Origin of the sequence: Leptotrichia sp. oral taxon 879 str. F0557 (assembly GCF_000469385.1) — a bacterium.
GTDB lineage: Bacteria > Fusobacteriota > Fusobacteriia > Fusobacteriales > Leptotrichiaceae > Leptotrichia > Leptotrichia mesophila.
In genome coordinates, this window is sequence record NZ_KI271317.1 from 1 (window position 1) to 22,135 (window position 22,135).

20 protein-coding genes are annotated in these 22,135 nt (G+C 30.7%); 2 read left to right on the plus strand and 18 right to left on the minus strand.

The annotated features are described in order from the left end of the window. Positions 1–50: 50 nt before the first annotated feature. The 10 genes from HMPREF1552_RS04805 to HMPREF1552_RS04850 all read right to left on the minus strand — a co-directional run bounded on the left by HMPREF1552_RS04805 (position 51) and on the right by HMPREF1552_RS04850 (position 9,672). Positions 51–500: a PTS sugar transporter subunit IIA gene (locus tag HMPREF1552_RS04805; protein WP_021743971.1), complete on the minus strand. Its 450-nt coding sequence runs from the start codon at positions 498–500 to the stop codon at positions 51–53. Positions 501–533: 33 nt separating this feature from the next. Beyond that, a complete protein-coding gene (gene miaA, locus HMPREF1552_RS04810) occupies positions 534–1,391 on the minus strand; it encodes a tRNA (adenosine(37)-N6)-dimethylallyltransferase MiaA (RefSeq protein WP_021743972.1) in 858 nt (285 codons plus the stop codon). A gap of 125 nt (positions 1,392–1,516) precedes the next feature. Next, on the minus strand, positions 1,517–2,800 hold the full coding sequence (gene obgE, locus HMPREF1552_RS04815; protein ID WP_021743973.1) for a GTPase ObgE: 1,284 nt from the start codon (positions 2,798–2,800) through the stop codon (positions 1,517–1,519). Positions 2,801–2,861: 61 nt separating this feature from the next. Next, positions 2,862–3,548, minus strand: a complete 687-nt coding sequence (locus HMPREF1552_RS04820; protein WP_021743974.1) for a thermonuclease family protein — start codon at positions 3,546–3,548, stop codon at positions 2,862–2,864. 18 nt (positions 3,549–3,566) lie between these two features. After that, entirely contained in the window at positions 3,567–4,700 is a 1,134-nt protein-coding gene (locus HMPREF1552_RS04825) for a PLP-dependent aspartate aminotransferase family protein (protein ID WP_039901199.1), read from the minus strand. A 521-nt stretch (positions 4,701–5,221) separates the two neighbouring features. Beyond that, the gene (locus HMPREF1552_RS04830) at positions 5,222–5,791 is read right to left on the minus strand and encodes a GNAT family N-acetyltransferase (protein WP_021743976.1); all 570 of its coding nucleotides are present in this window, start codon (positions 5,789–5,791) and stop codon (positions 5,222–5,224) included. Between the two features lie 143 nt (positions 5,792–5,934). Then, positions 5,935–6,606, minus strand: coding sequence for a uracil-DNA glycosylase (locus tag HMPREF1552_RS04835; protein ID WP_021743977.1), 672 nt, complete (start codon positions 6,604–6,606; stop codon positions 5,935–5,937). A gap of 225 nt (positions 6,607–6,831) precedes the next feature. Next, positions 6,832–7,317 carry a dCMP deaminase family protein gene (locus HMPREF1552_RS04840; protein ID WP_021743978.1) on the minus strand — a complete coding sequence of 162 codons (486 nt, stop codon included), beginning with the start codon at positions 7,315–7,317 and terminating at the stop codon, positions 6,832–6,834. Positions 7,318–7,357: 40 nt separating this feature from the next. After that, on the minus strand, positions 7,358–8,698 hold the full coding sequence (gene xseA / locus HMPREF1552_RS04845) for an exodeoxyribonuclease VII large subunit (protein WP_039901201.1): 1,341 nt from the start codon (positions 8,696–8,698) through the stop codon (positions 7,358–7,360). A gap of 254 nt (positions 8,699–8,952) precedes the next feature. After that, positions 8,953–9,672, minus strand: a complete 720-nt coding sequence (locus HMPREF1552_RS04850) for a YafY family protein (protein ID WP_021743980.1) — start codon at positions 9,670–9,672, stop codon at positions 8,953–8,955. Positions 9,673–9,759: 87 nt separating this feature from the next. Between HMPREF1552_RS04850 and HMPREF1552_RS04855 the strand changes: the two genes are divergently transcribed. Next, the gene (locus HMPREF1552_RS04855) at positions 9,760–10,182 is read left to right on the plus strand and encodes a pyridoxamine 5'-phosphate oxidase family protein (protein WP_021743981.1); all 423 of its coding nucleotides are present in this window, start codon (positions 9,760–9,762) and stop codon (positions 10,180–10,182) included. Positions 10,183–10,307: 125 nt separating this feature from the next. Here the strand turns inward: HMPREF1552_RS04855 and HMPREF1552_RS04860 are convergent, their stop codons facing one another. Continuing rightward, positions 10,308–12,077, minus strand: a complete 1,770-nt coding sequence (locus tag HMPREF1552_RS04860) for an AAA family ATPase (protein WP_021743982.1) — start codon at positions 12,075–12,077, stop codon at positions 10,308–10,310. 258 nt (positions 12,078–12,335) lie between these two features. On the opposite strand from HMPREF1552_RS04860, the gene HMPREF1552_RS04865 reads away from it, so the two are divergent. Beyond that, positions 12,336–13,067: a hypothetical protein gene (locus HMPREF1552_RS04865; protein WP_021743983.1), complete on the plus strand. Its 732-nt coding sequence runs from the start codon at positions 12,336–12,338 to the stop codon at positions 13,065–13,067. Positions 13,068–13,154: 87 nt separating this feature from the next. Here the strand turns inward: HMPREF1552_RS04865 and HMPREF1552_RS04870 are convergent, their stop codons facing one another. The 7 genes from HMPREF1552_RS04870 to fabF all read right to left on the minus strand — a co-directional run bounded on the left by HMPREF1552_RS04870 (position 13,155) and on the right by fabF (position 21,791). Beyond that, positions 13,155–15,443, minus strand: coding sequence for a S8 family serine peptidase (locus HMPREF1552_RS04870; RefSeq protein WP_039901202.1), 2,289 nt, complete (start codon positions 15,441–15,443; stop codon positions 13,155–13,157). Positions 15,444–15,678: 235 nt separating this feature from the next. Further along, positions 15,679–16,587 carry a DUF1385 domain-containing protein gene (locus HMPREF1552_RS04875; protein ID WP_021743985.1) on the minus strand — a complete coding sequence of 303 codons (909 nt, stop codon included), beginning with the start codon at positions 16,585–16,587 and terminating at the stop codon, positions 15,679–15,681. A gap of 59 nt (positions 16,588–16,646) precedes the next feature. Continuing rightward, complete coding sequence (gene disA / locus HMPREF1552_RS04880; RefSeq protein ID WP_039901215.1) at positions 16,647–17,720, minus strand: DNA integrity scanning diadenylate cyclase DisA; 1,074 nt, start codon at positions 17,718–17,720, stop codon at positions 16,647–16,649. Between the two features lie 34 nt (positions 17,721–17,754). Then, positions 17,755–19,113: a DNA repair protein RadA gene (gene radA / locus HMPREF1552_RS04885; protein ID WP_021743987.1), complete on the minus strand. Its 1,359-nt coding sequence runs from the start codon at positions 19,111–19,113 to the stop codon at positions 17,755–17,757. A 96-nt stretch (positions 19,114–19,209) separates the two neighbouring features. Beyond that, entirely contained in the window at positions 19,210–19,713 is a 504-nt protein-coding gene (gene coaD, locus HMPREF1552_RS04890) for a pantetheine-phosphate adenylyltransferase (protein WP_021743988.1), read from the minus strand. Positions 19,714–19,742: 29 nt separating this feature from the next. Then, positions 19,743–20,456, minus strand: coding sequence for a ribonuclease III (gene rnc / locus HMPREF1552_RS04895; RefSeq protein WP_021743989.1), 714 nt, complete (start codon positions 20,454–20,456; stop codon positions 19,743–19,745). Positions 20,457–20,558: 102 nt separating this feature from the next. Further along, positions 20,559–21,791: a beta-ketoacyl-ACP synthase II gene (gene fabF, locus HMPREF1552_RS04900; protein ID WP_039901203.1), complete on the minus strand. Its 1,233-nt coding sequence runs from the start codon at positions 21,789–21,791 to the stop codon at positions 20,559–20,561. Positions 21,792–22,135 lie beyond the last annotated feature (344 nt).

Below are 22,135 nucleotides of genomic sequence, written 5' to 3' on the forward strand. Positions count from 1 at the left end.
GGTAAAATGTCGCAATTAATATTGCAATTTATGAAACAAAATAATAGAGGTTATTTTAATGTTTCAAAAATTTCTTCCACGTTGGTAAGTTTTTCGATTTTTTCAACTAATTCTTCTTCGTAAGATAATTTTGAAATTTCAGCCAATAAATCTAAATGTTCTTTTTTTGTTTCTTCTGGAGCAGCAATCATAAAAATTAATTTTGAAGGTTCCCCATCCATACTTTCAAAATCTACTCCTTCATGAGAAATTCCTAAAGCAAGTGAAAGTTTTTTTACAAGCGGTGTTCTTGCGTGTGGAATAGCTATTCCATCTTGCATTCCAGTTGGTGTCAATTTTTCTCTTTCATTTATTTCCTTTACAAATTCTTCCAAGTCTTCTGAATCAAGAACTTCACTTTTCACAAATAATTGTGCCATTTCCTTAATAATTTCTTCCTTTGTTTTACCTTCTAAATTTACTTTTATTCTTTCTGGTACCAAATATTCTAATATTTTCATGTTTTTTTACAGGATTTTCCTGTAATCTCCTTTCTAAAATTTTTCCCATTTTTTCAGAATATCATCTAGCACTTGCTTTTCAGACATTTCTGATAAATTATAAGTAATATAGTTTTTTTCTTTTTTGAACCAAGTCATCTGTCTTTTTGCATATCTTCTACTCTCCATTTTTATTTCATCAATCGCTTCATCCAGCGTGATTTTTCCTTCAAAATATTTAAATAGTTCCTTGTATCCGATTGAAGATATTTTATAAAGACTTTCTGTATACTTATTATATACTTTTTTTGCTTCTTCTACAAGTCCTTTTGCAATCATAATTTCAACTCTTTTATTAATCCGTTCATAAAGCTCTTCTCTATTTCTAGTAAGAAATATCTTTAAGAACTCATAATTATTATTTTTTATATTTTGTATACGTAACTCGCTAAATTTTCCACCAGTCAAAATACAAACTTCAATTGCTCTAACCAATCTCAATTTATTAGACAAATCAATTTCAGTATACGACTTTTCGTCCATTTCTTTAAGAATTTTCTGTAACTCCTCAATACTTTTGCTTTCTAAATCAGCTCTGATTTTCGCATTTTTTGATGGTAATTTTGCAAATCCATCTGTGATTGATTTTATATAAAGTCCTGTTCCACCCGTAATAATAATATTTTTCTCCTTTTTTTCACCATTTTCATTCAAAATATTATTTACAGTTTTTTCAAAATCTCCCACAGAATAATCTTCATCAGGATTTATAATATCAATCATATAATGCTGTATTCCCTGCATTTCATCACTTGTTATCTTAGCTGTTCCTATATCCAGCTCCTTATAAATCTGAGAAGCATCTGCTGATATAATTGCTGAATCTGTCTTTTTAGCAAGCTTTATTGACAAGTCTGTTTTTCCTACTCCTGTTGCACCTGCGATTACAATTCCTTTTTTCCTTACTGCTATCTTCTTTACCTCCCATTATAAATAAACGACATCTTTACTGAAAATCTTTTTAAAAAAATTTTTTACTAAACTATATATTCAAATTCATACCCAGCAATAATTATAATATCTCCTTCTTCGACCCCAGCTTTTTCAAGCTCTGTTTCCATTCCAAGACTTCTCATCTTCTGAAGGAAATTTATTATTCCTTCTTCTCCAATAAACACATACTTTTTAAGCACATCATCCACAATACGTCCATCCACTTCAAATACATTGTCAGATGTTTTCTTAACAATCCAGTCATCTTTTTTATTATTTTCCTGAATCAGCTCTTCAACAGAGTGAACTTCTTCTAGTTCTTCCCTAGGTATTTCCTGGATTAATTCCCATGCCTTTGATAAAACTGGCTTTAATCCATCGTTTGCAATTACAGAGACTGGGTAAACGTATTTTATACCTTTTTCTTTAACAAATTTTTCAAATTCATCATATTTTTCATCTTCATAAAGCATGTCAATCTTATTAGCCACAACAATTTGAGGTTTATTTGCCAATTTTTCACTGTAATTTTTTAATTCGTGATTTATTTTTACAAAATCTTCCTTAGGATCATGTCCATCCAATCCTGAAATATCCACAATGTGAATAATCAGTTTACATCTTTCAATATGCTTTAGGAATCTATCCCCAAGCCCTACTCCTTCATGAGCGCCTTCAATAAGACCTGGTACATCCGCCACAACAAAACTTTCCTCATCTCCCATTCTTACAACTCCCAATTTAGGCTTTAATGTAGTAAAATGGTAACTTGCAACTTTTGATTTGGCAGCTGATACTTTATTAATAAAACTTGATTTTCCTACGCTTGGATAACCCACAAGAGCAACATCGGCCAGCAATTTTAATTCCAGCTTTATTTTTAATTCTACACCTTCACGTCCACTTTCTGCTATTCTTGGAGCTTTTTTTACTGATGACTTGAAATGGATATTTCCACGTCCGCCATCTCCACCTTTTAGAAATATTACTTTTTCATTTGGATTGTCCAAGTCAAGCAGCAGTTTATTTGTTTCAAAATCTCTAATCATTGTTCCAACTGGAACTTTTATAATCAAGTCTTCTCCTGATTTCCCAGTAGAACGTGCAGCAGCCCCTTTTGTTCCGTCTTGTGCCTTAAATTTTTTACTGCTCTTAAAATCTACAAGCGTGTTAATATTTGGATCAGCGATAAAGACGATATCTCCGCCTTTTCCGCCATCTCCACCGTCAGGCCCTCCAAACTGAACAAATTTTTCACGTCTGAATGTAGCCGCTCCATCTCCTCCATTTCCAGAAATTACCGTAATTACACTTTCATCTATAAACATTTTATCATCCTTTTCTTTATTTCACTTCTTTTTATTCATTTAACAAAATTACTTCAACTCATTATTTGCTTTTAGTTCTACCTGTTGCTGCCGCCTTTTTCTCTCTTCTGTAATTCCACGGCTCTATATATCCTCTTTTTCCAAACAGGCCAAGTTTATTCTTTTTGGCATTTTCCTGATAAGTCTGCATTCTAGTATCATTTTTGTCGTATTCCTGATACCACCAGGCATTTCCATTTTTTACCATTTCCTCATTTACATTTTTCCCGTCAGCATAGACTACAGCCACTGTTCTTCCATATCTATCCCTATTTTTCTCCTCAATTTCAAGTGTCTTTCCATTTACCATCTTTTCTAATGCCTGCTTACTCTCGCTCCCATAATCCTGCGACTTTTCAGGAGCATCAATTCCAAACATCCTGATTTTTATAACTTCTCCAGTAAATTTCCCATTTTCCACTTTCTGAATGTTCATGGTATCTCCATCACTGACTTTTACAGCCTGATATCCTTTCAGGATAGTTGGATTCTGCACAGCTGTACTATTTGAATAATTAGTATTTGTACTTCTTGAAGCTGTATTTTTTTTTGAATTACTTGTTTTTGCTCTTTTTTTACCAAATCTTGAATTCACTCCATTGTATGCAAATCCAAATATTGCTAATAACACAGTAATTATTGCAGCAATCAATTTTTCATTTCCAACTTTTGAACTTCTTCCAGTTCTTTTTCTTCTTTTTGTTGCCATCTGTTTTTCCTTTATTCTTTATTTTTCCAATGCCTGTTTAAAATCTTCAATCAAATCATCAATATTCTCAAATCCAACAGCTATTCTTATCAATGAATTTGTAAATCCTCTAGCCTCTTTTTCTTCATCAGGTATTTCGGCGTGCGTAATTGTACTTGGATGAGTTACTAAAGTTTCTGCTCCACCAAGACTCGCTGCAAATAGTGCCACATTCAAACTTTCAAAAAACGTTTTTACTTTTGAATCGTCTTTTAAAGTAAATGAGAATACAGAACCTCCGCCTGTTGCTTGACTTTCATGAATTTTTTTACCTTTATTTGTATCCAAAGTCGGATAGTAAATTTTATCAACTGCATCATGGTTTTGAAAAAATTCTATCAGTTTTTCTGCATTCGTTTGTGCCGCTTCCACTCTAAGTTTCAATGTTTTAAGACTTCTCATCAAAAGCCAGCTGTCAAATGGAGAAATTAAGGCTCCAGCCGCAACTTGTGAAAATTTAATTTTTTCCGCAAGCCCCTCATCATTTGTAATCGCAACTCCAGCAAGCAAATCATGATGCCCAGATAAAAATTTAGTCGCACTATGAATTACAATATCAATCCCAAAATCAAGCGGTTTTTGCAAATATGGAGTCATAAAAGTGTTGTCTGCAATTGTTATCAAGTTATGTTTTTTTGCAATCTCTGCAACTCCTCTCATATCCGTAACATCAAGCAATGGATTTGATGGTGTTTCAATAAAAATAGCCTTTGTATTTTCTTTAATAGCATTTCTAATATTATCCAGATTAGTTGTATCGACAAAAGTGTATTCCAATCCAAATTTTGAATAAATATCATGAACAATCCTATAAGTCCCACCATAAATATCCTGACCTAAAATAATATGATCTCCAGCTTTAAACATTGTAAATACAGATGTTGTAGTCGCCATTCCCGATGAAAAGGCATACCCATATTTTCCATTTTCCAATGCAGCAAGTATTTCTTCAAGCTCATTTCTCGTAGGAGCCGAAACTCTTGAATATTCAAATTCCTGCGTTACTCCAAATTCCGCAACAGGAAAAGTTGAAGCAAAATTAACATTTGTTCCCCATAATTCCTTCTTCTTTTCTTTTCTTATCCCATGTATCGTTTTTGTTTCAAATCTCATAACACTATCACACTCCATTTCTTTTTCTTAATTTTAACAATTTATCTTTGTAGTATTCTAATTCTAAACATTTATTTTTTATTTTATATATACAAATCTTTTTTAACGCAGAGGTATCAGACGCCATACCTCTGCACTCTCGCTTTACGCAAAACTTTCTTATAAAAGAAAAATAGAACTCGCTTTTGAATATAAATTTTTTTAATACGAATAAATGTATTCAAATTTAAATAAATTGCAAAAGCTCAAACAGCTATTTTCCCTTTAACGAAATTTTGCTTAATTTTTATTTTAATTAAACTAAAAATTGTCGTGATTTTTTGGAAATAAAAATTACTGTCTGAGTGAAGCGAGTTTAATTTTTGTTTCCAAAAAATACTTAGACAAGCGGGGATTGTAAAGGGGATAGCGATTGATCCCCTTTACGTTTAAAAAATGAAAAAATATTATAAAGAAACAAATAATAAATATTTATAAAAATAGCTTATAACATAAACATTAGAAAAATCTTAATTGAATAATTAAAATAATTTATGTGGTATTTTTATTATTTTCTCATAAGCAATTCTCTTTTCCCCAATATCAGGCTCTCTATCTAAATAAATCACACCGCAATAGCTGAATCCATTTTTTTCAAGAAATTTCTTCATTGGCTCATTGTTTTCATGTGTATCTGCTTTTATACTGAGTATTTTGTTTTTTATACACTCTTTTTCAGAAAATTCTAATATCTTTGTTGCAATCCCTTTATTCTTTATTTCAGAATCAACTGCAAGCCTGTGAATTACAATATAATCATCGTTTGTTATCCATTTTCCTTCGATTTTAGAATATGGTATTTCTTTTTTAGGCGACAATACAATAGTTCCGACAATTTTTTTAGAAATCTGATTTTCGGATTTATCATTTTTTTCAGAAATTTCTTCTAAAATATAACTAATTCCCGATTTTATATCATTTTCAATAACTTCCCTATTTGGATATCCATTTTGCCATTGATCTAAACCAAGTTTTCTTAGTTCAATTTTTGCTTTTTCGATGATTTTTAAAATTCTGTCCACATCATCAAAAGTTGATTTTCTAAAATTCACAAAAACTCCTCCCTTTCATAAAATTTAAATAATTATTTTAAAAAATTCTGTAGAATCTTGTTGATACAGTAACTTTATATTTTTAATATAAGAAAACTTGACTCATATAGCAATGTTGCTCAATTTTTATAGTTTTTTTATTTTTATATTTGCCAGTCAATTTCTTTTTTTCCCAGCTCTTTCAAAATATCATTAGCTTTCTTAAAGTGTCCACAGCCAAAAAATCCACGGCTCGCAGATAATGGGCTTGGATGAACACTTTCTAGAATATAGTGTCTATTTGTATCAATAAAGGCTTTCTTACTTTTTGCATTATTTCCCCAAAGTATGAAAATTATTGGCTCTTCACGTTCATTCAAATATTTTATCACATTATCTGTAAAAATTTCCCAGCCTATTTTTGAATGTGAGTTGGCATTTCCAGCGACTACAGTAAGTGCTGTATTTAAAAGCAGGACTCCCTGTTTTGCCCATTTTTCAAGAAATCCATTTTTACTCATTTTATACCCAAATTCATTTTCAATTTCTTTATAAATATTTTTTAGGGAAGGTGGCAAGGCAACTCCCTGCTTTACAGAAAATGCCAGTCCATGTGCCTGATTTTCGCCATGATACGGATCCTGTCCCAGAATTACAATTTTACAATCTTTATAACTAGTTAGCTTAAATGCAGAAAAAATTTCATATTTATCAGGATAGATTGTTTTCGTCTTATATTCTTTCACTAAAAGTTTTCTCAAATTCAAATAGTAATCTTTTTCAAATTCTTTTTCTTTTTTAAAAATTTCATCCCAGTCATTTCCGATATTAACCATTTTCCCATCATTCCTCTCCTTAAAAATTCAAATCTTATTTCCTAGTCAGACCTTCCTAATTTATAAAAGGATTATAGAATCTTCTACCATTTATTTTTATAAGTACAATTGAAATAATTACGAATATTGCCGTTATAAAGATTGCTGTAACATCTGGCATTTTCATTTTTCTTGCCTGATACCACGTTCGCTTTTTTCTTTTTCCAAATCCTCCATAAATTGTATTTAATCTTTAAACTGAATATTTATTGCTTTTTTCTCAATTTCAAGATGTATAGTTTCTACCCCTGCATTTTCAAAAATCCTTTTTGAAGCCTTTGTAGAATCAAGCGACTTGTGCTTATCGGAAAAATATATTACCTTTCTTATTCCTGACTGAACGATTGCTTTTGCACATTCATTACATGGAAAATGTGTCACATAAATAGTGCAGTTCTTCAATGATTTTATACTATTAAGAATAGCGTTCAATTCAGCATGTACAACATAAGGATATTTAGTATCCAAAAATTCTCCTTCTTTATCCCAAGGCATACTGTCATCAGAACTTCCCATTGGAAACCCGTTATATCCAATTCCTATTATTTTCTTATCTTCGTCTATGATACACGCCCCGACCTGTGTAGACGGATCCTTGCTTCTCATTCCAGACAAAAACGCAATTCCCATAAAATATTCATCCCATGATAAATAGTTATCTCTTTTAGACATTCTTCATACCCCACTTTCTAAAGTATTCAATATTTCTGAATTACTTAACAACCACTTTCTTCTTAACATCTGAAAACTCTATCTCCAGCTTATCTTCCTTGCTAAGCTCAATCCCTCTCTTAACAATCTTCCCATTTTTTCGAGTTATTGTATAACCTTGTTTCAAAATATCACTTACTGAATATTTCGAAAGCTGTGCCTTTTTATATTTGAGTTCCTTTTTTCGATTTTCAAAAAATTCCAGTATTATTTGATTAAGCTCGGCTAATTTTTTCTTTAAATTTTCTTTTTCACTTAAAATTATTTTTTGCAAATTAATTCTGTCAAATCTCTGTTTTCGATAATCCATCTGTTCTCGTGATTTTTGTACAATTCTTCTAAGTTCTCTTGATAATTTCTGTTCTTTTTCCATCAAGTCAAATTTTTTATTATCCAGAATATTTTCAAAATTCTTTATATAATAATTATTTTTTCTGTATTCCAGCTCTTTTTTCATCATTGCAACCCTGTTTAAAAGTAATTTACTCAAAAGATTCTTTTTACTTTCCAGTTCATCTGTTAATTTATCTTTTTCAGGAATCAAGATTTCTGCTGCCTGAGTTGGTGTAGCTGCCCGTTTATCAGCGACTAAATCTGAAAGAAGATTGTCAATTTCATGTCCTACCGCTGAAATTACAGGAATCTCAGACTTATAAACGGCTTCTATCACAGCTTCCTCATTAAATGCCCACAAATCCTCAATACTTCCTCCACCACGTCCAACAATAAGCGTATCTATTTCAAGCTGTTTCTCTTCATTCATTCTATTAAAAAACTCAATCCCTGCCGAAACTTCCCGTGCTGAGCCTTCTCCTTGAACTTTTGCTGGATAAAGGTAAATATTCACATTTGGAAATCTTTTATGCGCTGTATTTATAATATCTCTGATTGCTGCTCCTGTATCAGCCGTTACAACACCGATATTTATAGGTAATTTGGGTAACTGTTTTTTTATTTCATCAGAAAAATACCCCTTTTCAAAATACAACTTTTTAAGCATTTCCATTTTCTCATAAAGCAGCCCAAGAGAATTACTTTTTTCAAGAAAATCCGCTACAATCTGATAACTTCCATTTGCTTCATAAAGCGTAACGCTACCTCGAATTTTTACTAAATCCCCTTCCTTCAAGTCCTCAGGCACTCCTCTATATTTATAACGAAAAATAGCACATTTCACACTTGCACTTGCATCTTTTAACGTAAAATACAAATGTCCCGAACGATAATATGTAATATTAGAAAGCTCCCCTTCAATAAAAATGTTCTTAAAAGTATTTGTCCCCTCCAAAAACATTTTAACTTCTCTATTTATATCACTTACGGAAAATACTGTCTGTTCCATAATTTCCCCCATTTCTTACATTTTTTGTTCTTTAATAATAACATATTTCATCTCTTTTCTCAACTGATGAAATTTTTTACACAATTAATTTAAATAATTTCTAAAATTTTTATAATATATCCTAAAATCTATTTTAAATTAAACTACTAAAATTATATAAATTTAAAGTTTAAGTAAAATAGTCATAACTTTTGAGCTCAATTTTAAAACTACCTTACCATATATAACTACAAAACTATAATCCTTTACTTAAACTATATTTCAAGCTCAAAATTTATCATATTGCAATCATGAATTTTATACATATCTGAATTTAAATTAACAAACTTTTCAAAAGAAATTGGTTCAAATTTATCATCTTCTGCCAAATGGATAATTTTATCACATTGAAAATTTTTAATTTCCCTATCTTCAAAATCATATCCTGAAGCAAGCCATTGCCCGTAAGCAGATGATATTTTGAAAAACTGAACAAAATAATATTTATCTTTCTTTTCTTCTTTATACAAAATTTTACAAACTTTTTCTTCTATTGAATTTTCAAGAATTTTCTTTAAAAGCGGACTTTCCTTTTGATGCTTTGAAACTTCAAAATTTAATATTGTCTCCATTTTGTTAATTTCCTCCACTTGTCTCTGCGGAAGACAGTTTTTAAATTTTTCTTTCAATTTTTCAATATCTAAATGAAAAGGTGTTGTTTTGTATCCTTTTAACGTAAGCATAGTGAAGTATAACGCATATATTTCATTTACATTGAACAAGACAGGAGAGAGCAGTTTATTTTTTAAAATTTTATACCTTCCATTTCTCCCGCTAAAAGAATAAATTGGCATCCCAATTTCCTCAAGAGATTTTATGTCTCTTAAAGCCGTATTTTTGGAAATACTGTATTTTTCCATAATATCTTTTAAATTAAAAGTCTCTTTATTGTTAAGATACATCATCATATCATTAATCCGTTCTGATTTTTTCATTTTTCCCCCAATTTTTTTATTTTAATAGTACCATATTTTGATACCATTTTGAAGTATAATTTAAAATATAAATTTAAGGAGGAAATTATGGATATAACAAATAACTTTTTAGAAATTATGGAAAAAACTACTGATATGGCAATAGCTTCTTCAGACTCAAGTAATCAGCCTAATGTAAGAATTGTAAGATTTTATTATAATTCAGATGAGAAAATTTTATATTTTTTAACACTAAAGAATAGTCAAAAAACAGTAGAATTTGAACAAAATAACAAAGTAGCTTTTACAACAATTCCTATAGATGGTCTAAAACACATTAAAGCTAAAGGAATTATAAGAAAAAGCCAAAAATCTGTTCAAGATTTAAAAAACAAATTTATAGAAAAAATACCAGAAGTAAAAAAGAATATTGATGAAGGAGAAAACTTTATGGAATTATATGAAGTATCTTTTACAAAAGCAACTGTTACTCTTGATGTTAAAAATACTAAGGAATTTGAAATTTTATAATCAATCATAAAATAAACTTAAAATTTATGATTATTTTTCAAATTTCTATTTTATTTAATTTTCTAAAAATAGATTTGAATATAAGTTAAAAGGGTATCACTCAACATACCTTTTTTTATAATAAATCATTCTTCCTCTACTACAACCTCCACATCCTTTTTCCTAAATCCCATCCCAATTTTCACAATTTCCTTATAACCTTCATATTTTAACCCTTCAAAATAATTCCTGTCATTTATTTGCTTCAAGGCACTTTTTGCAGTTCTCTTCAAATTTTTGCTATCTTTTGCTCTCGAATACTTAAATTCAAATATAAATGCTTTTTTATTTTTATCTTTTGGTTTTAATACCAAATCTGGTATTCCATCTCCACTTTCCATATTTGATTTAACAAAATAATTTTCTGACATTATGGAAACTAGCCCTATTACAAACAAATGATAAGAATTTTCTTCCTTCAAATCTCTAAAACTTATCGCATTTTTTAAAAGTTCCCTTATTTCCAATCTAAATTTTTCATAATTTCCATTAATCAAATGCTCTTCAAGTCCATAAAATCTGTAATGTCCCCGATACGTTCTATACAAAAATCTTATTCTGAAAAAATCAAACAGTTCCTCATTTGGAATTTTCAAATCGTAAACATTTCTTCCAAGTTTCTTTTCAACGGTTAAATATCCACTATGCAAGAAAAATTGCCAAATATTCGCATGCCCGAAGTCATTCATAAAATAATCCCGTTCAATTTCATAATTTTTCCCATTTTCCCTAACTTCAAATCCGTAATTATTTTTATTCAAGTTCAAAGCATAATCTATATCCTGAAACGTCACAAAATCATAAATTTCCTTTCTTATACTCTTATGGCTAAGCAGTTCCTCCAGTTCAAAAATAATTTTCTCGTCTGAATTTTCCAAATAGTTCATAATTTCATCATTACTTGAAGTATTTACCCAATGGGCTTTTAAATCCCTATATTTCAAAAAATTAATAATTGACCACGGATTGTATACATTTATATCTCCAAACAAATAACCATTATACCATTTTTTTACTTCATCCAGTTCAACGTCTAAATTATAATATTTCAGAGCTTTTTCAACATCATTTTCCAAGATTCCAAAATATTCATTATATTTTTTTTCTAATATGGTATGAACTTCCAAATTATTAAGTCCAGAAAAAATCCCTTCCTTAGCAATCCTTAAAATTCCTGTAATTACCGTGATTTCTGCATAATCATTTCCTTTTACTGCCTTTTCAAAGAAAGTCTTGAAAAAATTTATCACATCATTATAATACCCATTAGCATGTGCTTTTATTATTGGCTTATCGTATTCATCGATTAATAAAACAACTTTCTTGCCATAGTATTCAAATAAATATCTTGATAAGTTTGACAAGGCACGGCTATAATTACCTTCCTTTTTTTTTAACCATATATTATCAAAATCCATTAAATCGCTTTTTTCTAGTTTTTCCCGCAAAAATCTGAATTCATTGTACAAGGATTTTATTTCCTCTTTTATACTGTTAAAACCATTTTCCCAGTTTGTTTCCTCAAAATCCTTAAAACTGATAAAAATAACTGGATTCTGCCCTTGTCTATCAAAATATTCACTTTTAGAGATTTCTAGATTTTCGAAAAGTTTTTTATTTTCATCTTTATTCTTCACATCAAAAAAATATTTCAACATCGACATATTTAGCGATTTCCCAAATCGACGTGGTCTTGTAAACAGAATTCTTGTCGTTCCACTTTCCAGAATTTCTTTAATTAGCCCAGTTTTATCAAAATAATAGTAATTATTTTGTATCATCACTTCAAAATTGTCAATTCCAACTGGCAAATTTTTCTTTTTTTTCACTTTCTCATTTTTTCCCTTTTTAATCATACCCCCTCAATTCCTCTCTTTTTTATTTATTATTACTCACATTATATTTATATTTTAACTAAAAGTCAAATACATTTATTTAATTTTTTTATTCTAATTTTTAAAAAATTTGCATATAATTGAGACAAACTTGATTTTAAAATGATTTTACGATAAAATAATTATAATTTGAACTTTTTTAAAAGGTATCAAATCCAAAATTTGGATATATAATCATAAATTTTAAATTAATCTTACTATAAAAAAAGGAGAATTTTTATGAAAAAAAACATTTTATTTTTACTCGCTTTAGCAATATTAAGCTGTCAAAAAGATAAGAACAATAAAGAAAAAATTGAACAAAAAAATGTTACTGAAAATCAGCAGGAAATAACTAAAAATGAAGATGTAAAAATAGAAGCCTTTGAAAGCAAGAGTAAATTTTTTTGGGATTATTTCAAGGAAAATGAAGATAAAATTTATAATTTTGATAAACTCTCAAAGGATGAGCAGCAGAAAATCTGGCGACAGATTCATATAAGATTAAGTGTTATAAATGAAGCTTTGGGAGTTGAAATATCAGCTGTTCCAAAAAATGGAAAACGAGAATTAATAGTAACAGCAAATGGTCTTGTTGACTTATTTCCCGCTGTAAGAAAATTAGCCGCAAATGCACCAAAAATGGAAAAATGGATTGTAAAACCTTTTAAACAGCGAATGAAGAAAGTTAGAATAAAAATGTCAAGTGGAATAGATATGTCTTCTGACGACCTTTATTTTAAAATAGACAGTAAAAAAGAGAAAAGATTAAACATTTCAGTTTATATGAAAGGATATGAAAAAATACCTGCAAACAGAAGAAGAGAAATCTTGTATCAACTACTTGATGGCATTCTAGGAGAAGAAGACGTGGAAACATATCTTGGGGCCATTGAAGACAGTGATAAAAAAGATGATTCCTATATAAATTCAGATAGACTCATTGAAGAAGTTGATAAATTAAAAAAATAATATTACTTACTCAATATAATATTTATAAAGGGCATTCAAAAGAATGCCCTTGTTTAAACACATTAATAAATATAAAAAAATTGTAAACTAGTCCTGCCTTATAAAATAATACTTCTTATTCAAAGTTTTTACCATTTCCTGTGCATTTTTGATATAATTTCCAGTTCCATTAACAAAATCTTCTTTACTGAAAGAATCCGTATCAGAATCCACATCCAGCCTAAAAATCCCCTTGGAATATCCTGGTACAATTTCCTTAATATTCTCAGGCATTCCGTCTATTCTCTCATATTTTTTAACTAGCTTGTCATAAATTTCAGAATTAGCCGTATATCCTGTTATTTTATTTCCAAAATTTGACATAAAGTATTCTCTTGGAATATCCATTGTTTTATCAGGATTTATAACAACATTTTCATAATTTTTTCTATCCGTTCCAAATTCTCTAACAGTAAACAATTTGTTACTATCCAAGTATTTTTTTAATTTTTCTATTTGCTTACGATTTTTTACATATAATTTTCTCACTACAACATTACCTTCAGCACTAATATTTTTCAATTCTCCATTTTCTAAATACATTTCTCTAATATTTACATTTCCTTTTAAATCAATATTTCCTCCTAAAACTGCTATTTTTTTGATATTAATTTTTCTATTTTTATCAGAATTTACAAGGATTTTAGAATTTTCATAAACTTCAATTTCTGTATTCACATCGCTGCATATACTCATTTCTCCCTCCAACACCTGTATAACTCCATCAATCTCAACCTTTCCAAATATATTAAGTCTTCCTTTTCCCGCCTTCCTAAGTCCTGTCAATGTTTCAATGTCATTAATATCTCTATAAAAATTCTTTTCACTTGGGATAAAATTCTGAATGCACATATTTTCAATTACAGCATTTTTTTCACCAGTAGCATTTGTATATCCAGTATTTTTATCCACAGTATCAACAAGCATATTATAACAGGTTTTCCCTTGAGGCTTTTTAGTCATTGAGCCTTGAATATCATTATCCCAGTTCCATTCCTTGCCCTCCTGAATTTCTACCCAGAAGAATGGCATCCCATCCTTGCCTTTCACTCTGTCGTACATCCCCGTAAAAAATTTCTGTTCCTCCACAAGTCCTGCATTAAGTGAACCAATCCCTCTTTTAGCCTTTCCAATGTCAGCAATCCCCCATCCAAGAATATTGTCAAGGTTATCATTTTCCCTCGAAGCTGTGGTAAATATAAACTGTTTTACCTCATGATAAGTAATCCCTGGAAAAAGTTCCGCTACTTGTCTAGCTCCCCCAGTAATTCTTGGCGATGAATAGGAAGTTCCGCTCGCTATTGTCCAGTCAGGAATTATACTTCCGTCATCCATTTTAAGTTTATTTCCCTTTTGAAACCTCATAACCTGCCCATTTTCATACACAGAATTTGCCCTTGAATAAAGCGGGTATACAATACTATCTTCTTTTGCTGCAGGAAATACACAGTGCAATTCTTCTTTTTTACCATTATCCATTACTTCTCCAAGCCCTGCTGCTGTATCAGTTCTTACATTTTTTCTTATTGACTCTGTAATTAAGGAAGTTACATCTTTCACACTATTCTGATACCCATCTCTACTGCAGGCGTATTGACCAACCCTCACTTTTTCTGAACGCATTAGTTTCTGAATCTCTTCCCCAAACATTCCAAAATGAATTGTTTCAAATGTTGGAATAACTGTGTTTATCAAACTTCCATCTGTATTTTTTACAATCCAGTCTTTACTGTTTGCTCGAACTGGATTTCCCATAGACTGAAAAATTAACCAATTATTATCAGTTGTCTTGCCTGAATAAAATCTAGGGGAAGCCACATCCCCTACAGCGATTTCATTTATCACATTCCGAAAATAAATCGAATTTTTCCCAAGATAATACCTATAATCATCCTGTATCGTATAAGAAGAAGAAAAAAGACCCTTAGGCAGCAAAGGAGATTCGGCAATAAGCACTGTAGAATAAACATTGTCTTTGTATTTCCCCATCCCTCCAGCTCCAAGTGAAAATGCCCTGTAAACTTCCACAAGATGCCCACCGCTATACTCCGAACTTTTTACATAACTATTAGTTTTCCATCCGTCATATACCCATAATTTAGGCTTTTCTTTATATCCTGCATACATTTCAAGATTTTCAAAATCCAATGTTCCATCTGTTATTCCAATCCCATCGCTATATTCCACAGCTTGATTTTTGTATTTTACATATTTTATAAATTTTTTATCTGTTTTATTATATGTTGGTGTTTTCTCTGAAGTAAACACAAGTTTAGCAGCTTTAACATTTAATGAAGCAATCAAGATAGTTAAACTTGCGATTATTTTCCTGTTCAATGTTATCTCCTTAAAATTTATTTTTACAGAATTTATAAAGTTTATAAACTCTCATTAATATAGTATTCTTTAACTTCAAACTTTCTCAATTTCTGATTCCTTTTATACGAATACTGTTGTTATTAACTTCTTGCAGCCTTTCCAATTTTATGTTTATAAAATTAACAAGTAAATTTAATTGCATACAAAAAGACTGGAAAATCCAGCCTTATCCAAAATAATTTTATCAAAATTTCTATTCAAAAACTTCCGTAGCATTCGTTACTTCATTTCCTAACGCCACATTTAATGCTACAATCGCAACTTCCAGCTGACTTTCATCAGGTTCGCTTGTAGTAATTTTTTGTAGCCACATTCCTGGAACAGCTATTATTTTTGCAAAAACATTATCCAAATGATAACTTGTCCAACGCTGTATTTCGTAAGAAAGTCCAGCAACAAATGGCACAAATAGAATTCTTGTTACTAATTTATAGAGAAGCATCGTAAAATGTCCAGTTGGAACTTTAAAAAATAAATCAACTGTTGAAAATACTAAAATACTTATAAACATTACAAGTAAAAGAAAGCTCGTACCACATCTTGGATGAAATCTTGTACATTCTTTTGCATTTTTTGGTGTTAATTCCTTTTCCATTTCGTAATTCATAATACTTTTATGTTCTGCTCCATGATATTCAAAAACTCGCTGTATATCCTTCAAAAATGAAATTCCGTAAATATATCCCAAGAAAAGTATCAATTTTATAACAGCCTCAACAATATTGGCTTTTAAAACATTGTCTTTAAAGAAAAAGCCTCCAACAGCAGATGGCAACCACATAAACACGGCAATTCCTAATAAAACCGATGTCATAACAGTAAAACCAACCTGTTTATCCGTCAATTTCTCCTCTTCCAGTCCAGCTTGATTTGATGCAAAAATAAGCTCTTTCGTCCCAACTACCATCGCATCATAAAGTGCTATAACTCCTCTAACGAAAGGCACTTTTAGCCATTTATTATTTTTCTCAGTAAGTGTTATTTTTTTATAAACAATACTTCCATCCTGCTTACGAACAGCTGTTGCGATTGCTTTAGGTCCTCTCATCATAACCCCTTCCACAACAGCCTGTCCTCCAACAGTTACTCTTTTATCTTTCATTTTTACCTACTTTCTTAATTTTTCTATTTTTATAATTCTTCTTAATTTCAATTAATATTTTATTCCCTGTCAATTACAGTTCTATTTTTTATACGTTTTAGTGATTTATTAATGTGTTCAGCCTTATATTTACTAACTCCTTTTATTTTAGCAATATCTGAAGCTGTTGACATCAAGATTGAATGAACATTCGAAAATTCCTTTACAAGAATTTCTCTATCCTTTTTACTTATTTTTGTTATATTGCTCAAAAGTCCGTAACCACGAGGCTCTATCTTTTCATCAAAATTTATGATATTTGTATCAAATCCAAGTAAACAAACGATTTTTTCATCATCCAGCAATTCCTCTTTCGTTAAGGATTTCACTCTTAAACCAATTTTTTCTGCTGTTTCCTCACTTATTTTATAGTCCTTTATAAGAGCATCAAAACTTTCGTTTTTATTTAACATTATTTCTTCATACTGAATTTTTATAAGCCGTCCTTCGCTTCCAAGCTCTGCCATGTATTCAATCAATTCTTCCGACATTCTGAAAAGCAGCCCATACATTCTCACACATTCTACAATATCATAAAGTGTTACCATGTTGTCAAACTCAAGAATTGACAAATTCACATGATTTTTTTCAATCGCAAGAGAATATTTTTCAAGGGCTGTTATCGCCTGTGAAGATTTTGTCAGTAAATCTCCAATTTCATTTAGTAAATATCTAAATTTACCATAATACACTGTTATTTTATTTCTTCTCTCAGAAACTGCTACAACTAAATTTCCTTTTTGTTGAGCGATTCTATGTGCTGCCTGATGTCTTGTTCCGCTTTCATCTGTTTCTATGGAATAATTCGGCTGTAATTGGATATTTGCTCCATAAATTGTTTTTATATCCTCTGACAAAATAATTCCACCATCCATTTTGGACAGTTCATAAACTTTTTGTGGCGAATATACAGTATTAAGCTCAAATCCACCTCCCATCACATCTTTCAAATCACCAGGATTTCCTAGTACAATCAGTGCTCCTAACTTTGCTTCCTGAATCTTGTCTATTGCTTCTCTTAAAGCTGTTCCTGGTGCTACCCTATCAAATATATGCTCCAATATTTTCTTCTTATTAACTACCTTTTTTACCATTTTCATATCCTTTCGCCTTTTTACTCTTTTCGGCTTATCTTATCCTCTCAACAAGTTCACTTATATTACTTATATAATTAAGTTTTATTTTTGTTTTTTCCTTCTCAAAGTCTGCCTTATGGCTTTTTGGAAGATACACTCCTGAAAATCCCATTTTTTCTAGTTCATTCACTCTATTTTTAATAAATGAAACCTTTCTTACCTCTCCCCGTAACCCTAATTCACCAATAGCCGCTATTTTCTGGCTTATCGGCACGCCCTTTACTGAGGATAAAAGCGAAAAAACCACTGCCAAATCAGAACTTCTATCATTCAAATCAATTCCGCCTGGAATATTTATATAAATATCTTTTGAATTTACATCCACCTTTAAGGAACGTGATAACACTGCACTCAATATCTCTACACGAGTTTTGTCATATCCCTCAACTGTTCTTCTTGGCATTCCAAAATTCGGAGTTCCTAGCAACGACTGCACTTCAAATAAGAACACACGACTTCCTTCAAAAATTGGCACAATAATACTTCCAATATTTTTTTCATCTCTATCGCTTATAAAAAATTCAGACGGATTTTTTACTTCGCTAATTCCATTTTCTTTCATATCAAAAATTGAAATTTCATTTGTGGATCCATAACGATTTTTTATAGAACGGATAATCCTGTAGTAATTGTTTTCTTCCCCTTCAATTTGCAATACTGCATCTACCATATGTTCCAATAGTTTTGGTCCCGCTAGTTTCCCATCCTTTGTAACATGTCCCACAATATAAAATGCAATTTCGTTCTTTTTAGCAATTTCAATGATTTTTAAAGTTGTTTCACGAATCTGAGTTACATTTCCAGGAATAGAATTCACATTTTCTGAATAAAGTGTCTGAATTGAATCAATTACAACAACTTTTGGCTTATCCTTCAAAATTACACTTTCGATTTTTTCAATATTTGTGTCATTCAAAATATACAAATTTTCACTTTTTACATTGACACGTTCTGCACGCTGCTTTATTTGTCGTGGCGATTCTTCCCCAGAAACATAGAATACATTTCCAATTTTTGCATATTCCTGTGATAATTGAAGCAAAAAAGTTGATTTTCCGATTCCAGGACTTCCTGTAATCAACACAACTTCTCCCTTTATTAGCCCGCCTCCCAGTACTCTATCAAATTCCTCAAAAGGCGTTACCATCCGAAATTCTTTCTCTATTTCAATTTCTGTTATCTTGCTTATCGAAACTTCCTTTGATTCCACATTCCGAAACGTACTTTTTATATCAATTTCCTCTTCGAATGTTCCCCATGAATCACAGTTAGGACATTTTCCAAGCCATTTTAATGAATTATAGCCACACTCTGAACATATATATTTTGTTTTCTCCTTTTTTACAGCCATTTTAAGTTCCCCTTTTATTTTTTACGTTTTTATCTTATCAAATTTTTTTAACAAAATTATGTTTTTTCTCTTTTTATTAACTTTGAAATAATGATTTTAATGCTGTTCCAGTTCCTTAACCTTCTTATCCAAATGTTTTTCTACATTTTCTGTCACAAAAAAGCTCAAATTCCCCTTGTTTAATGCTACTTCTTTTACAAGGCTCGAACTCAAATATAAATATTCTCTTGAAGCTGTCAAAAATATTGTTTCAAATTCGCTTTTTGCAAGTGTTTTATTTGTCAAAGTAAACTGTAGCTCGTACTCATAGTCTGACAATGCTCGTAGTCCTCTTATCAGAATATTTACATTTTCTTTGTACATAAAATCGACTAATAATCCCTTAAAAATTTTTATTTCAGCATTAATATTCTCTTTTTTCAAGATTTCCTGTATCATTTCAACTTTTTCTTCATCAGAAAACCAAGCCTTTGATTTTGTAGAATTTTTAAAAATTCCTATTATTAACTTGTCAAATAAATTTGAAGAACGCTTTATAATATCAATGTGCCCCTTCGTTATTGGATCAAAACTTCCTGGATATAACGCTACTTTTCCCATCCTGTTCTCCTATTTTTGATTGCATTTTTTTACTTTTCTGATTTTTTTAATCTTTCGAGAGCTTCTCTTGCAGCATGTTTTTCTGCCTCTTTTTTACTTTTTCCAGTTCCTATACCATGAATTCTATCATTCCAGCTTACAGACATTTCAAAAACTTTGTCATGGTCAGGTCCACTAGTTTTAATCAAATTATATTCAGGCATTTTTCTGTACTTTCCTTGTACAAATTCCTGCAAAACTGTTTTATAGTCTCCGGTTCCTTCTATTTCTTCAAGTTTGTTTATTTTCCCAAGTAAAAATCTTAATGCAATATTTTTCGCAGTATAATAATCGGAATCCTTAAAAATCGCACCAATCAAAGCTTCAAAAGCATCCCCTAGAATAGATCTTCTGTGTCTTCCGCCAGACATAATTTCACCATTACTCAAGTATAAATACTCTCCTAGCTCAAGCTCACTCGCAATAGTTGAAAACACAGGTTCACTTATAATCTGACTTTTAAGCTTTGCAAGCTCTCCTTCTGTCTTTTTTTCATAAAGTTCATAAATATACTCTGTTGTTATAAGATTTAAAATCGCATCTCCTAAAAATTCGAGCTTTTCATTATTAAATCTTCTATCCTTCTCAGTTTCATTGGAATACGATCTATGTGTTAACGCTTCTTCCAAATACTCCTTATTTTTAAATTCGTATCCTATTTTTTTCATTAATTCATGAGCGTTTCTATTCCTATTTATTTCCATCCGTATCACCTCCTTTTATTTTCTATTACTTTGTCTTATTTTTTATTGTTTAATCAAGGGGAAAATATCTATTCTCCCCTTAGTTATTTCAAAATATTTTTATTATTTATATTTTCTAAATGCTAAAACTGCATTGTGTCCACCAAATCCTAGTGAGCTTGACATTCCTACTTCAATATCTCTTTTAACTGGTTTGTTTGGTACATAATCCAAGTCACATAATGGATCTGGATTTTCATAATTTATTGTTGGAGGCATGATTCCTTCTGAAATCGCAAGCGCCAGGAATGCTGCTTCAATTCCACCTGCTCCACCTAATAAATGTCCTGTCGCACCTTTTGTAGAACTTACAGCAAGTTTGTAAGCATGTTCTCCAAATGCTGTTTTTATTGCTTGTGTTTCATTTTTATCATTTGCAGGTGTAGATGTTCCATGTGCGTTAATATATCCAACTTCTTCTGATTTAATATTTCCTTGTTCCAAAGCCATTTTAAATGCTCTTGCAGCTCCTTCTCCACCGTCAGATGGTGCTGTCATATGATAAGCATCTCCTGTTTCTCCATATCCAACAACTTCTGCATAGATTTTTGCTCCACGTTTTTTAGCGTGTTCCAATTCTTCCAGCACTAGCACTCCAGCACCTTCTCCAAGTACAAATCCATCTCTATCCGCTGTAAATGGACGTGATGCAGTTTTAGGATCTGGATTAGTTGACAATGCTTTCAAGTTTGCGAATCCTGCTATTCCCGATGGAGTTACAGTTGCTTCTGTTCCTCCAGCCACCATTGCATCAGCTTTTCCTAATAAAATTGCTTGAAAAGCATCTCCAATTGAATTTGTTCCTGAAGCACAGGCTGTAACAACAGTCTTATTCGGTCCTTTTGCTCCTATATAAATCGAAGTATTTCCAGAAGCCATATTCAAGATTGCCGCTGGAATATAAAACGGTGATACTCTTTTAGGTCCTTTAGTAACAAGCTTTTCCACTTCCTGCTCAATTACATCCAGTCCTCCTATCCCTGAGCCAATAATCACTCCAATTCTATCAGCATTTTCTTCTGTAATTTCAAGTTTAGCATCTTCCAATGCTTCTTTAGAAGCCGCAATCGCAAATTGCGAAAATCTAGCTATTTTTTTCAATTCTTTTTTCTCAATATAATTTTCAGGCACAAAGTCTTTCACTTCTGCTGCAATGTGCACTGAATGCTCTGAAGTATCAAACTGTGTAATCTTATCAATTCCACATTCTCCAGCCAACAAATTTTTCCAAGCCTTATCTTTCCCAGTTCCCAACGGAGTTACTAATCCTATTCCTGTAATAACTACTCTTCTCATTAATACACCTCTCATTTTTTATTTTTTTATTTTAAATATATTTAATTTATTGAGATAATATTTTAATTTTTCCCTTATATTATTTATTTTAAGCAGAGGTATCAAACGCCATACCTCTGCACTCCTGCTTTACGCAAACTTTCTTATAAAAGAAAAATAGAACTCGCTTTTGAACATAGATTATTTTTAATTTAAATAACTTTATCCAATTTAAAATTTATTACAAAAGCTCAAACAGCTATTTTTCTTCTAACGAAATTTTGTTTATTATTTGTTTTAGTTAAATTAACTGTTTTAATTAAACTAAAAATGTCGTGATTTTTTGGAAATAAAATCGACTGTTT

Coding starts and splice junctions, on each gene's coding strand:
- HMPREF1552_RS04805 (WP_021743971.1), bottom strand. CDS start 500: ATGAAAATATTAGAATATTTGGTACCAGAAAGAATAAAAGTAAATTTA.
- obgE (WP_021743973.1), bottom strand. CDS start 2,800: ATGTTTATAGATGAAAGTGTAATTACGGTAATTTCTGGAAATGGAGGA.
- HMPREF1552_RS04820 (WP_021743974.1), bottom strand. CDS start 3,548: ATGGCAACAAAAAGAAGAAAAAGAACTGGAAGAAGTTCAAAAGTTGGA.
- HMPREF1552_RS04825 (WP_039901199.1), bottom strand. CDS start 4,700: ATGAGATTTGAAACAAAAACGATACATGGGATAAGAAAAGAAAAGAAG.
- HMPREF1552_RS04835 (WP_021743977.1), bottom strand. CDS start 6,606: ATGGTTAATATCGGAAATGACTGGGATGAAATTTTTAAAAAAGAAAAA.
- HMPREF1552_RS04840 (WP_021743978.1), bottom strand. CDS start 7,317: ATGTCTAAAAGAGATAACTATTTATCATGGGATGAATATTTTATGGGA.
- xseA (WP_039901201.1), bottom strand. CDS start 8,698: ATGGAACAGACAGTATTTTCCGTAAGTGATATAAATAGAGAAGTTAAA.
- HMPREF1552_RS04850 (WP_021743980.1), bottom strand. CDS start 9,672: ATGAAAAAATCAGAACGGATTAATGATATGATGATGTATCTTAACAAT.
- HMPREF1552_RS04855 (WP_021743981.1), top strand. CDS start 9,760: ATGGATATAACAAATAACTTTTTAGAAATTATGGAAAAAACTACTGAT.
- HMPREF1552_RS04860 (WP_021743982.1), bottom strand. CDS start 12,077: ATGATTAAAAAGGGAAAAAATGAGAAAGTGAAAAAAAAGAAAAATTTG.
- HMPREF1552_RS04865 (WP_021743983.1), top strand. CDS start 12,336: ATGAAAAAAAACATTTTATTTTTACTCGCTTTAGCAATATTAAGCTGT.
- HMPREF1552_RS04875 (WP_021743985.1), bottom strand. CDS start 16,587: ATGAAAGATAAAAGAGTAACTGTTGGAGGACAGGCTGTTGTGGAAGGG.
- disA (WP_039901215.1), bottom strand. CDS start 17,720: ATGGTAAAAAAGGTAGTTAATAAGAAGAAAATATTGGAGCATATATTT.
- radA (WP_021743987.1), bottom strand. CDS start 19,113: ATGGCTGTAAAAAAGGAGAAAACAAAATATATATGTTCAGAGTGTGGC.
- coaD (WP_021743988.1), bottom strand. CDS start 19,713: ATGGGAAAAGTAGCGTTATATCCAGGAAGTTTTGATCCAATAACGAAG.
- rnc (WP_021743989.1), bottom strand. CDS start 20,456: ATGGAAATAAATAGGAATAGAAACGCTCATGAATTAATGAAAAAAATA.
- fabF (WP_039901203.1), bottom strand. CDS start 21,791: ATGAGAAGAGTAGTTATTACAGGAATAGGATTAGTAACTCCGTTGGGA.